We start from the raw sequence: 12431 nt of genomic DNA, 5'->3' as shown, positions 1-12431 counted from the left end.
TTTGAAACTTATTAAAATATTAAAATATTAAAATATTAAAATATTAAAATATTAAAGTTGTTAAAGTTGTTAAAGTAAATTGCTTATAAAAAAATCTATTTGAGACCTTTGTAAATAATTACTAGGCGATTTCTGCCTTGCTGTTTGGCTTGATATAAAGCGTTGTCTACTCGTTTAAGAATGTCAAACTGATGTTCGTCACGCTGGACTTCGGTTGCTCCAGCGGAGAGCTGAATCGTTCTATCTAAGCCCTGAATCTCGATGTTGGCTAATGATTCACAAATGTCTGTGTAAATCGCGTTTATGATTTTAGCGTCGGTGTTTCGAATAATCATTAAAAATTCTTCTCCCCCCAGCCGGTAGGCTTGGGCATGCTCAAGGGTGTTTACTTCTTCTTGAAGAATGGCACCAAACTTTTGCAGTGTTATATCACCGATGTCATGACCAAAATCATCATTGATTGCTTTGAAAAAATCGATGTCGAGCATCACCACCCAGAGATTAGAATAATGAAGAGCTTCGTTGTTGAGGGCCGTTAATTGCTCTTTGAAATCACGATTTAAGCCATGACGATTTTTTAACTTGGTCAAAAAGTCATGATGAGCTACAAACTCCAACTCTTCTTGTTGGCGAGCAACTAGGAGCTTTCTTTTTTGCTCTATTAAATATGCCCAGCTTGCAATGGCAAAGAAAATCAACACTAAGAAAAGTATAATTATGCTGATAGCCATAAAGGTTTTGTGAGCGTAAGCCATGCTTTCAGACAGGTTTAGGCGATATGAAATAAAGGCGCGTATGTTGCCAATTTTTTCATAAAAGCCATTTACCGAGCCATATTTTTCAACAAGCCCTTTGGGTGCATCCTTAGGATCACCATGACACGTTAAACAACTCGCATCATTTGGATTAAATGGTGCAGCATAGTAGAGAATCTCCTCACCATTAACGATATCAATCTGGTGGATATGTATTAAATCTGGATTGTTATTGAATTTATCGAGCAGTTCAATTTCAGCAGGCGTTGCTTGGTTGATTGGATTTCGAGGGGTGTTAGCAGCCAGTCGATATTTCCAGCTGTTGATCTTTTTGGAATCTAAGTTTTCATCAAAAATCTTATAAATGCTTCTAGCAATAAAAGTACCCGACAGAACATGAGGGTCAAAATAATCATAAGAGAGTATTTGTTGTTCTTGTAGTTTGTAAATAACGGGCTTAAGTTCAGTGTTGATGTATTTACGTAGTGATTTTTGATAGAGGATATGCTGGTTTAATTCATCTAGCTTACTTTCAATAACGGTATTTTTTAGTTGTTGATGTACCACGGTAACAGTAATGGTATACCCGACCAGCAATAGCGCGGCAAGCCAGTAAAGCGGCTTTCTATTAATGATATTGTCTAGTTGAGGTTTCATCTATGGCTGGTTTACCCGTGATGTTTAAATTTTACGCATAAACGATAATAATAGGGTTTAACAATTTTTTCTATAAAAAATAAGAAGATGGTCATTATTTCCCACTTATTCCTTTCAATTATTCACAGGTCTCAAATAAAACGCAGTTTAGCGATTTGACCAGGCCTGGTTAAATTGTTTGAATAAACCGATTTAAAATCTATATTGCGTGTTTTTAGCTTAAAATTTGCGCCTTAAACAAGCCGATTAATAGATGTGTCTAAAGGTGTTAAAGTTGATTAACGCGCGTGAACAGCAACATGATGGTGAAGCTCTTACCCCAACCGTGGCCATTATAGGCGCAGGCCCGGCCGGTTTAATGGCCGCCGAATGCCTGGCCAAACAAGGTGTATTGGTTACGGTGTTTGACGCCATGCCCTCGGCGGGGCGCAAATTATTGCAAGCGGGGCGCGGGGGGTTAAATTTAACTCACAGTGAGGCGTACGACCAGTTTGTCAGCCGTTACGGCGACCAAAGCGATGTGGTCAATACGTGGTTGCACACCTTAGACGCCAACGGTTTACGCCAATGGGCGAGTGAGTTGGGCATTGAAACCTTTATTGGCAGTTCGGGGCGCGTCTATCCCACCAGCATGCAAGCCGCGCCCTTATTGCGCGCATGGCTCACGCGGTTGCGCGGATTGGGGGTGCAATTTGCCATGCGCCATCGTTGGCAGGGCTGGAGCGCGCAAGGCGAATTGCGCTTTTTAGACCAACACCACACCCCGGCGCGCGACGTATCGCTTACCCCCAACGCCACCGTTTTGGCGTTGGGCGGCGCCAGTTGGGCGCGTTTGGGTTCTAACGGGTTGTGGGCCGAGTTGTTAAGCCAGCGCGGCGTAGCCTTGGCACCGTTTAAGCCCAGCAATGGCGGTTTTAATGTGGGTTGGAGCAGCGTGTTTGCCCAAAAATTTGCCGGTCAACCCATTAAAAATGTCGCCCTAAGCTTTACCGATCATGCGGGAAAAGCGTGGCACAAACTCGGCGAGGCGATGATTACGCAACACGGTTTAGAAGGCAGCGCCATTTACGCGCTGTCGGCTCCGTTGCGCGAAAGTCTTTTGGCGTTGAATAAACATCAAGACTCAAATTTAAATTCAAACTCAAGTTCAAGCTCAAGTCAACCAGGCCTAGTCAATGCCTCGTTGCCGTTGTGGTTAGATCTTATGCCCGACAAATCGCCCGCGCAGTTGCAGGCGCAACTGTTAAAACCGCGCGGCAAACAGAGTCTAAGTTCGTTTTTAAAACGCGCTGGTTTAAATCCAGTGCAAATCGGTCTATTACGCGAAGTGTTAACTTCGCACCAACTCAACGACATGCCCACCGTGGCACGCACCCTAAAAGCCTTGCCATTGCCCATTTTAAGCCCCCGCCCCATGGATGAAGCCATTAGCACCGCCGGCGGCGTACTGTTAAGCGAGCTGACTGAGCACCTAATGCTCAAGCACTGCCCAGGAGTATTTTGCACCGGCGAAATGCTCGACTGGGAAGTCCCCACTGGCGGCTACCTGCTCACCGCCGTCCTAGCCAGCGCCCAAGTGGCCGCCCAAGGGGTTTTAGAACATTTAAATTAAAAAGTCGTGTAGGCATGGCTTGTGTAAGGGTTAAGATTGAACGGGGTTATTGGCAAATTAAGTATGCACAAATTCAGGATTCACTGACACCCAAATTCACCCCGCATCACAACAATGGCAAGCTAAGGTTTTATCGAGTTTATCGTTTACGCATCTGGTCGAATTGATTGTTGTGGCTGACCAGACTAAACGAGGCTCTTGCACGAGTGGGTGTACGTCCAAAAATGGTTAAAATTTTATAAAAAAAGCCACTACGCTGTTAGCGGTAGCGGCTTAACAAGTCTTATTTAAATAAGATTTTTTAAGCGAGTTTTAGACAAAATATTTTATTTTAGTTGTGACAATGGACCATGAAGAATGCCATTTGGCTTTGCTGTAAGCAGTCTAAAAGTGGTAATACCAGCGATTTGATGTCCACGCTCAGAAGCGGTATCTACAATTTGATCAACGACAGCACTCACCAACATACCTACTAGGCTGGTGTTAGTTCCTTTTTGTTCTTGCGAGCTGGCAGTCGCCTTGCCTTGCCATAGTAAGGCACCTGTTTTTAAATCAACTAAACGAGCTTCTGCCGTCACAATAGTTTGACTAGAAATAACTATATATTTTGTGCCATAGTCAGTAATTTTTATATAAAGCCCTGCATCGGCACCAAAAATTTCATATAGTTTTTGTATGGGTAATGACTGAATTTCTTGTGGTTCAGTCAGGCCATTATTTTGAAAAGTTTCTTGGGTTAACGCTACGGGTAAAACGTAATAACCCGATTCGGCTAGTGGAAAAGTGGATTGTGCTAACACGCTATTAGAAGCATTAACGTCAACGGAATCGTTAATAGGCGGCATTATTAGGATTGAGGTTGGGTTGCTTTTTTTGTACTCGGTGTAATCATAAGGCTGAACTTCTTGGGTGGCGCAACCCGTTAAGAATGCGGTTAAAAGAATTGTTGAGCTTAATGTTTTTAAATGCATAAATTATCTTCCTGTTAATTTAAACGCCCTGCATAAACGGATCATACAAGGCTTTCTATGTCTTTAATTGGAGATTTTTTTCGACTTATCAGAAAGTAAAAAATCAATGTATTTAGCCGAAGCAGGGAATTGGGTTTTTTCATTTAAGAATAAGGTTTTCATTTTTTCAGTGTCACCTTTTTGGCCATAAAGCATGCCTAAGTGCGCTTGAAATCCGGGTGGAAGCGCTTGACCGTCCTCTTGTGCGGTTTGTCGATTTTTTTCAAGTTTTTCTATTTGCTCATCAATGCTTGTGCCATTGTTTGAAAGGTAGCTGTAAACACTGGGTTGGTACTCGTTCCAGTTATAAGCTTGCTTAGGAGCGCTTGAACATCCTACCAAGGTTGCGATGGCGGCTAAAGTGATAATTCGGATAAATCTTGTATGCGTTAACATGTTTTTTTCCTGTTTTTATAGTTAGTTATTAGGCTGCCATTGTCCATTTTCAATACCCTTTACAAGGTTGTTTACGGCTTCTCTAATGGCTAAATCAAGGACTTTCCCATTTAATGTTGAGTCGTATCCCGCCGTGCCGCCAAAGCCGATAACTTCACGCGTAGATAGTTCAAACTCACCTGCACCAGTGGCCGAATAAATTAATTCTGAGGTGTTGACGTTTACAATGTTTAAATTGACTTTTGCATAAGCGATTTGAGATTTACCACGACCTAAGACCCCAAATAATTGAGTGTCGCCAACATTTTTACGGCCAAACTCCGTGACATCTCCCGTCACTACAAAATCAGCACCTTTTAGTGTCTGAGCTTTCTTGTTTAATTTGGCTTCCATTTCGGTTTCTTGCATATTGTCGCGCTCTAAAACATTAAATCGACCTGTTTGTTGTAGATGTGTCAATAAAATAGTTTTGGCTTGACTGCCTAATTGATTTGAACCATCTGAAAAAACACCATTCATAAAGCTTGAACGGTTATCAAATTTGCCGACAGCAATGGGACTTTTTTTACCCTGGTACTGGGTTTGGTAACTTTCGACCTTGGTGGTTTCAAGTACTCGGGACGAATCTGTTGCACAACCTACTAGAGAAAAAGAAGAAACTAAAAGAATAGCGGGGATGTGGTGCTTCATGAAAGTGCCTTAATAGTAAAAAAATACAATTATATTGTTTAAAGCAATTATTTGATAGTATTAAGTTAGTGTTTTTTACTATTGTGTTAGTGTTATATTTTGTTAACTTCAAGTCACACTTTACTTTGAAGTTTCAGAGGGTGACTTGTCTGAGGATTATTCACCAGGTATTAGTGAGACCCTCGCACGTGTGGATGTACGCCTAAAAGTGGTTAAATTTTGCCTGCTTTTCTTTGGCAACCTTGTGAAAAGCCAGCTATTCACAAGGTTCGAGTCTCAATCAGGCAGATTTTTTCGCCTCTAACTTTTAATTTTTAGAGGGCATTGAGCGTGTTGTTAATGTTATTAATGTTATTAATGTTATTAATTTTGAATTAATTACGACACACTTCGCTTTTTCCACACGGTTATTTGAGCTGTTTTGCAATGTGCGTGGCGCAAGTTTTGGTATTCGGCAAAGGCTTGTTCGTGGGTGTGAATTAATTCAAATTGATCTTTTAATGCCGCTTGTAAGCCTTCTAAGCTGGTGACGTTTTCGCCGCTTTGGGTGTCTTTGTAGCCGCCTAGCCACTCGGTTTTGGCGGTAATGTTGGTATCCCATTGATAGGTCGAGCTGAGTACTAATAATCCACCTGGGTTTAGGCGTGAGTCCTGTGTGGCTAAAAAGGCGCGCGGTTGGTAGAGTTTTTCGAGTAGATTGACGGCCATAATTAGATCGTAACCGCTAAAAATGGGTTTTAAGTTGGCGGCGTCTTGTTGCAAAAAGGTGCATTTTTGCGCCACATCGCTTAATCCAAGCGCGTCAAGCGTGCGCTCTTTAAAGTCCATAATGTCGCCTTCCAGCGGCAGGGTATATAAAATTGAGCCACGCTCTTTTAGCTGATTGGCGACTTTTATAAAGCGTGCCGAAAAATCCAAACCTGTAACTTGGTTGGCGTAACGCGCCAGTTCAAAGCTGCTGCGTCCGACCGAACACCCCACATCTAACACGTTTAACTGACCTTGCGCTTGGCGTTGTGCCATGGCCGCGTCGGTTTGTAGGGCGTTAATGGCGTGTTGCGCGCAGGCTTGTGCCAGGTTGGGCAAGCTGGATAAGTTGGGCACGGCGTCGCCATAGTTAAATTCGCAGGGCTGGGTAATGATGGGGTCGGTTTCGTAGGTAATAAATTGAGTTTGCACCGCGTGGTTGGATTCAATGTACCTAAACCCGGCGTGCTGAAAAAAGTGCCGTCTAAACGCGTAACGCGAATGGCCGTTGATTTCATTGCCGGTCGATATCCAGCTGCCGCCTTTAAACAGGTTGTGTTTGTTGTCAAACGTGGGGGTGGTAAAGTCGTCGTACAGTGGGTGAACTTTAAAGCCGGTAAACGGATAAATAGGCGTTTGTGTCCATTGCCAGACGTTGCCAATCACGTCAAAAAAGTCGCCGGTTTTAACAGTGTTAACCGCAACCGACGAGGCGAAGTGCTGCAAATTAACATTGGCAAGATGCACGTGTGTTTGAGCTTGGGTGTGGTCGCGCAGACGTAAATATTCGTCTTCGCTGGGCAGGCGCAACGGCCGGCCGGTTTGTTGGCTTTTCCAACGGCAAAACGCGGCGGCTTCCAGCGCGTTGACTTCCACTGGCCAGTTCCAGGGCATGGCAATTTCGTCGGTCATGCAGCGCAAATGCCATTGGTCGGCTTTTTTAAGCCAAAAAGTGGGGTGTTTTACTGGGCTAAATTCGCGCCAACGGTTGCCTTCATCGTCCCAATATTGTGGGTTGTGGTAACCGTCTGCGTCCACAAAGTCTAAATATTCTTGGTTAGACACCAAAAACGCCGCCGCTTTAAAGGCGTCTATGTGGGCTTGATGTTGGCCGTATTCGTTGTCCCAGCCATAAGTTTCGACCGGATCGGTATGATCAATGTTGACCAGGCCTGGTGGAACGTCAAATAAAATGTTTTCGGGCGCGTGACCGTGGTGCGGACACACCGGAAACAGCGCGCTGGGCACAACTAAGTGAATAGGCAGTTGGCGAATGAGTACCGACGAGGTTTCTAGGTGAATGCGCTCGTGCTCAATGCCCATCATAATCGGCCACATGGGGCTTTGCCAGTCAATGGGTAGGCTAAACTCAACCTGGTCGATTAGGGTGTTGATGGCCTCTCGCACTTGCGCGCGGTAGGTCCGAACTTGCGCAACCGTTGGCCAGTCGTAATGGGCGTCGTTTAGGTCGTCCCACGACATTTCATCTACACCAATGGCGCACAGTGATTCGATGTGCGGATTGATGCGTTGCGGCAGTAACTTGGCCAGCACCAATTTATTGGTAAAAAACGTCGCGGTGTGACCAAAGTAAAAAATTAACGGATGGCGCAAGCTGCAGGGGCGCTCGTAAAACGCTTGGTCGCAGGCGAGTGTGGTAAACAGCGCCTCGTAGGTGTCTTGCGTTTGGTTAAAGTAGGCTTTAATTTCGGCGCGCTTGGCCTGAACATTTCCTTGGTTAAGTAAAAGGGGTTGGGCCACCAGTTCTGCTCGACTTAACATGAAAACTCCGGAAGTGATTTTAAATTGACCACTATTGTATAGTATTTGTATAGGTGTTGTAGCATTAATAATGGGTTTAATGGGCGCGTGCACGCCACATTTGTATTAAATACAGTGCGCCCAGCAGCGCCATAATGATGCTGGGAAACACCATAGCGATTTTAGGCATAGAGCTGTACGCCAAAATACCAGTGGCGCCACCCGCCACAAAACTGATTAATAATACCATCAGCAAGCTCGATTGCCAGCCCCACGGGGTTTTGTGTTTAAGCCACAGCGACAAATGCACGCCAATGTCGGTCACAATGCCGGTCATGTGGGTGGTGCGAATTTGCAGGCCTTTAAAACTGGCCACCATGGCGTTTTGCAATCCGCAGGCTACGGCGGCCAAAAACACCGACACTTCGGAGTGAATAAAGGCAAACACCGCCGCCAATCCCAGTAAACCACTGATGCTAAGCAGCGCATAACCGTAGCTTTTGTCTTGCCGATATTGGCGATGACCAATCATCCAGCCTGACAATATAGCACCCAACAAAAACCCCAATAAAATACGGCACGCATCCCACAATACTCCCCATTGCGAGGTTACGATGGTATCGCTTATGAGTGAGGCAATGCCGGTCATTTGACTGACGGGTAAGGCAAATTCCATGAGCATGGCACTGTTAATGTAACCGGCCACAAACGACATTAAGCCCGCTAAAATAAACACAGGGGTTTTGTTTAGATTGGTTATTAAAGGGCTCGGTAGCACGGATTGCGGCATAGTGGGATTCTTTTTAATAGAATTGAGAATTTATTATAGAGCCTTTAGCAGGCTTGGCGGGTAAAAATAAGGGTGTGTTCATACATGTTTAATATACAAAAATAACACACAAAAATAATATACAAAAAAGCCTGCGTTAAGCAGGCCTGGTTAAAACAGTGTTAAAGGTTGCAAGTGTTACGCCAGATATTACGCAAGATATTACGCCAATAATTGGTTTTTTAACTTATCCATGGCTTGCTTTTCAACTTGACGAATGCGCTCCATTGAGACGCCGTACTCTTGCGACAACTCTTTTAAACCCGCCTTTTGGTCGTTTAACCAGCGGCGTTGCAAAATGTCACGACTGCGAGGGTCAAGGGTGGCTAGTGCGTTACGCATGCGTTTCATTTCGTAGTCGGCCGTGCTTTGTTGAATTAACGCCATTTCTGGGTTGAGTTCTTGGCTGACTAAAATAGGAAACGTGGTGTTTTCGTTGTCGTCGTCGGTGGGCATGTCCACCGATAAATCTTTGCCGTACAAGCGGGTTTCCATCTCTAATACATCGGCACGCGTTACACCCAGCTCTTTGGCCACCAGGTCGGCGTCTTTATCGCCAAACCATTCCAACGTTTTTTTGGTACTGCGCAGTTTAAAAAACAGTTTGCGTTGCGCTTTGGTGGTGGCGGTTTTAACAATACGCCAGTTTTTAATCACGTATTCGTTAATTTCAGCGCGAATCCAGTGTACTGCAAAGGTCATTAAGCGCACATTTTCTTCGGGGTTAAAGCGTTTAACGGCTTTCATTAACCCAATGTTACCTTCTTGAATAATGTCGCCCAATGGCAAACCGTAGCCGTTGTAGCTGCGCGCCACGGGCACCACAAAGCGCAACGACGACAAGATAAGCTGGCGTGCGGCGTTAACGTCTTGGTGATAGTAAAGTTGTTCGGCCAGCGCACGCTCTTCTTGGGGACTTAACGCCTGAATTTTTTTAACAGTTTGCAAATAAGTTTCTAAATTTTGCCCAGGCACCAGCTGAACCGACAACGCTAAATTGGGGTTTTTTACAGGAGGATTCGCCTTTAACGCCGGCGCAGATAAGATGGCGTGTGGGCTTGTAAGTGATTTTTGCATGCTCATAGACCTCTTTAAATTAATGTAAAAAAACTATACTGATTTTTAGCACTCATTGCAATAGAGTGCTAATAGGTTCATGCTGTTGTCATAATTTAAGGTAAGTTTAGAAACGGTTTTAAAGGGTTTTAAGTGGTAAAGTGTGTATTACAAGTTCCGTGTTTTGTTTCGTTTTACAGCCATTTACAGCGATTCACAAATATTGACAGAGACTTACGGAGATTTACCGTGCAGCGATTACGTTTTATATTTATACCGCCCAGTGTGTTGGCATTGTCGTTCGCCTTGTCGTTACCGTTGGGGTTCTCTTGGTCATTATCGGGTTGCAGTTCCATCAGCCCAAGAACCCCACCCGCGCTGGACGCACCCAATGCGTGGAACGAGCCATTAATGGTCAGTGACCGTGCTGTTTACGCACCTGACCAGGCCTGGTGGTTAACGTTAAACGATGCAGTGTTAAATCAATTGATGGCGCAGGCCATGCGCGCTAACCCCGATGTGTTGTCGGCGGCGTCGGTGATTCGTCAGGCGCGGGCGTTGCGAAGCCAAACGCAAGGGGGTTTAGGGCCACAACTGGGTACGTCAGCCGGTGCAACGGCTCAGTCTACCGAGCAGGCCAGTTCAAGCGTTTATAACGCCGGACTGGACGCCAGTTGGGAGTTGGATGTATTTGGCGGTGGGCGCATGGCGTTGAGCGCGCGCGATGCTCAGGTGTTGGCAAGCCAAGCCGATTACGCCAATGTGCTGGTCAGTTTGAGTGGCGAGGTGGTGTTAAATTATCTGCAATTACGGGCGTTGCAACAGCAGTTAACGCTCACACAATCGTCTTTGCAAAGTTGGTTAGAAACCCTTAATTTAACCAAAATGCAATATCAAGCAGGCCTGGTCACCCAGTTGCCGGTTCAACAAGCCACCCGCAGTTATCAACAAACCGCCAGCAGTGTACCGGGCTTGCAACAGCGCATTAAGCAAACTCAAACCCAGTTAGCGGTGTTATTGGGACAAGCGCCGCAAGCGTTGCCGGCTGGTTTAAACGGTGTGCGCGATGAGCGCGATGAAGTCCTTTTACCTGATAAAGCTCTTTTACCGAATGTACCCGCCAGCGTGTTGTTGCCTTTGCCAGCTGAGTTGCTGCGCCAACGTCCTGATGTGCAAGCGGCCGAGCACCGTTTGGTGGCGGCGATGGCCTTAACCGACGAGGCGCGTGCCAATTTATGGCCTAAGTTGAGTTTGCGTGGCAGTTTGACCAGCAGTGGCGCTAATTTAAGCGAGTTGTTGAGTGTGGATGGGTTAGTCCGCACGCTCACGTTGGGGGCAACCCAGGTTTTGTTTGACGGCGGTGCGCGTGACGCACAACGCCAAAGCCAAGCTGAACAAGAGCACCAGGCCTGGTTAAATTATCAAAAAATTCTCTTAAATGCGTTAAAAGAGACCCAAGATGCCTTAAGCGGTTTGCACGCCAGTCGGCAAACGTATCGGTCGTTAACCCTGGCATTGCAAGCCGCCGAGCAAGAAGAGCAATTGGCGTTGATTCAATACCAAGTGGGCGAGCAAGGCTTTAGCGACGTGTTGGTGGCACAGCGCACGCGCTTAAGTTTGCGCCAACAATTTATTGATGTGCACGTGGATGAGTTAACGCAATTGGTGAGTTTGTCTAAAGCCATTGCTGGACACTGGGCGCTGTCGCAAGCGCCCGTTTCTACCCCCGATACCTTGGTGCCCTTTGCGCCTTATTCATCCCCCGTTTTGGAGTAAGTTATGCGTTTAGAGACAAAATTAGACCAAACATCAGACAGCGATTCAAGCAGTGCAATTAAGCCCATTAAGACCAGCAAGCCGACTATTGAGCAAACGCTCAAGCTCAATGCCAAGCCGCACACTGTGCGTAAGTGGTTGTTGTTAAGCGCGTTGGGTGTGGTTCTGTTAGCCGCCGTAGCGTGGTGGTTAAGTTTGCCTAACGCCGATAAAGCCCCAAGCTACCAAACCCAAACCATTCAGCGTGGCGACATTCGCGCCACCGTAGCGGCCACCGGCACCTTGCAACCCACCAATAAAGTGGAAGTGGGCAGTGAGTTGTCGGGCAAAATTGACGAGGTGTTTGTAGACTTTAACGACACCGTCACCAAAGGCCAATTATTAGCCAGGCTTAATACCGACAAGTTGCATGCGCAAACCTTACAAGCCCAAGCGGCGTTGCAAGTGGCCAATGCGACGGTGCTGCAAGCCAACGCCACGCTCGAAGAGGCGCAAGCCCATATGGTGCGCATGCACACCATCAAAAAACTGTCGGACGGCAAATTACCTTCGCAAGCCGATTTTTTGGCAGCGCAAGCCCAGCTTAAGCGCGCACAATCCAGCAAAGCCATGGCGTTGGCCGAGGTTGAAAAAGCCAAAGCCACTTTAGAGCTGTATCAAACCGATATGGCTAAAACTGACATAGTTTCCCCTATTAACGGAGTGGTGCTCATTCGCTCGATTGAACGTGGGCAAACGGTGGCGGCGACCATGTCGGCGCCCATCCTGTTTACTTTGGCTGAAGATTTAAGCCGCATGGAACTGCAAGTGGACGTGGACGAGGCCGATGTGGGCTTGGTTAAGGCAGGGCAAACGGCGAGTTTTACCGTAGACGCATACCCCAATGTGGTGTTTCCGGCGCAGATTAAACAGGTGCGTTTTGGTTCGCAAACCACCAACGGCGTGGTGACCTACACCACCTTGTTAGAGGTCAATAACCCCGATTTAACCTTGCGTCCGGGCATGACCGCCAGTGCCGATGTTTTGGTAAAAGAAAAGGCCGATGTGTTGCTCATTCCGCAAGCCGCCTTACGTTTTACCCCCGATGTGCTTAATGTGGCACCGCGCGCCCAAAAAGTTTAGTCGATTCGTTTATTCCCATG

General features: G+C 46.2%; 10 protein-coding genes. 3 read left to right on the top strand and 7 right to left on the bottom strand.

The annotated features are described in order from the left end of the window. Positions 1 to 95: 95 nt before the first annotated feature. Positions 96 to 1412: a diguanylate cyclase domain-containing protein gene (locus tag EP181_RS10675; RefSeq protein ID WP_127471618.1), complete on the bottom strand. Its 1317-nt coding sequence runs from the start codon at positions 1410 to 1412 to the stop codon at positions 96 to 98. Between the two features lie 274 nt (positions 1413 to 1686). Here EP181_RS10675 and EP181_RS10670 point away from each other — a divergent pair, with 274 nt between their 5' ends. Beyond that, complete coding sequence (locus EP181_RS10670; protein WP_232023435.1) at positions 1687 to 3024, top strand: TIGR03862 family flavoprotein; 1338 nt, start codon at positions 1687 to 1689, stop codon at positions 3022 to 3024. A 326-nt stretch (positions 3025 to 3350) separates the two neighbouring features. On the opposite strand, the gene EP181_RS10665 is transcribed toward EP181_RS10670, so the two are convergent. The 6 genes from EP181_RS10665 to rpoH form a co-directional block, all read right to left on the bottom strand. Continuing rightward, on the bottom strand, positions 3351 to 3995 hold the full coding sequence (locus EP181_RS10665) for a DUF799 domain-containing protein (protein ID WP_127471616.1): 645 nt from the start codon (positions 3993 to 3995) through the stop codon (positions 3351 to 3353). 63 nt (positions 3996 to 4058) lie between these two features. Next, on the bottom strand, positions 4059 to 4430 hold the full coding sequence (locus EP181_RS10660) for a DUF4810 domain-containing protein (RefSeq protein ID WP_127471615.1): 372 nt from the start codon (positions 4428 to 4430) through the stop codon (positions 4059 to 4061). A gap of 21 nt (positions 4431 to 4451) precedes the next feature. Further along, positions 4452 to 5120, bottom strand: coding sequence for a CsgG/HfaB family protein (locus EP181_RS10655; RefSeq protein ID WP_127471614.1), 669 nt, complete (start codon positions 5118 to 5120; stop codon positions 4452 to 4454). A 378-nt stretch (positions 5121 to 5498) separates the two neighbouring features. Then, positions 5499 to 7649, bottom strand: a complete 2151-nt coding sequence (gene ovoA / locus EP181_RS10650; protein WP_127471613.1) for a 5-histidylcysteine sulfoxide synthase — start codon at positions 7647 to 7649, stop codon at positions 5499 to 5501. Between the two features lie 76 nt (positions 7650 to 7725). Next, positions 7726 to 8418: a YoaK family protein gene (locus tag EP181_RS10645; RefSeq protein ID WP_127471612.1), complete on the bottom strand. Its 693-nt coding sequence runs from the start codon at positions 8416 to 8418 to the stop codon at positions 7726 to 7728. Positions 8419 to 8619: 201 nt separating this feature from the next. Then, positions 8620 to 9534, bottom strand: a complete 915-nt coding sequence (rpoH, locus tag EP181_RS10640) for an RNA polymerase sigma factor RpoH (RefSeq protein ID WP_127471611.1) — start codon at positions 9532 to 9534, stop codon at positions 8620 to 8622. A 228-nt stretch (positions 9535 to 9762) separates the two neighbouring features. Between rpoH and EP181_RS10635 the strand changes: the two genes are divergently transcribed. Beyond that, the gene (locus tag EP181_RS10635) at positions 9763 to 11289 is read left to right on the top strand and encodes an efflux transporter outer membrane subunit (protein WP_172959746.1); all 1527 of its coding nucleotides are present in this window, start codon (positions 9763 to 9765) and stop codon (positions 11287 to 11289) included. Between the two features lie 3 nt (positions 11290 to 11292). Beyond that, positions 11293 to 12411 carry an efflux RND transporter periplasmic adaptor subunit gene (locus tag EP181_RS10630; RefSeq protein ID WP_127471609.1) on the top strand — a complete coding sequence of 373 codons (1119 nt, stop codon included), beginning with the start codon at positions 11293 to 11295 and terminating at the stop codon, positions 12409 to 12411. The last annotated feature ends 20 nt before the right edge of the window (positions 12412 to 12431 follow it).

It is taken from the genome of Thiomicrorhabdus aquaedulcis (assembly GCF_004001325.1).
GTDB classification, from domain to species: Bacteria; Pseudomonadota; Gammaproteobacteria; order Thiomicrospirales; family Thiomicrospiraceae; genus Thiomicrorhabdus; species Thiomicrorhabdus aquaedulcis.
This window is presented reverse-complemented; position numbering and strand designations above follow the sequence as displayed.

What these genes read in the sequence shown, in the direction of transcription:
- EP181_RS10675 (WP_127471618.1), bottom strand. Translation starts at nt 1,412, where the DNA reads ATGAAACCTCAACTAGACAATATCATTAATAGAAAGCCGCTTTACTGG.
- EP181_RS10665 (WP_127471616.1), bottom strand. Translation starts at nt 3,995, where the DNA reads ATGCATTTAAAAACATTAAGCTCAACAATTCTTTTAACCGCATTCTTA.
- EP181_RS10660 (WP_127471615.1), bottom strand. Translation starts at nt 4,430, where the DNA reads ATGTTAACGCATACAAGATTTATCCGAATTATCACTTTAGCCGCCATC.
- EP181_RS10655 (WP_127471614.1), bottom strand. Translation starts at nt 5,120, where the DNA reads ATGAAGCACCACATCCCCGCTATTCTTTTAGTTTCTTCTTTTTCTCTA.
- ovoA (WP_127471613.1), bottom strand. Translation starts at nt 7,649, where the DNA reads ATGTTAAGTCGAGCAGAACTGGTGGCCCAACCCCTTTTACTTAACCAA.
- EP181_RS10645 (WP_127471612.1), bottom strand. Translation starts at nt 8,418, where the DNA reads ATGCCGCAATCCGTGCTACCGAGCCCTTTAATAACCAATCTAAACAAA.
- rpoH (WP_127471611.1), bottom strand. Translation starts at nt 9,534, where the DNA reads ATGCAAAAATCACTTACAAGCCCACACGCCATCTTATCTGCGCCGGCG.
- EP181_RS10630 (WP_127471609.1), top strand. Translation starts at nt 11,293, where the DNA reads ATGCGTTTAGAGACAAAATTAGACCAAACATCAGACAGCGATTCAAGC.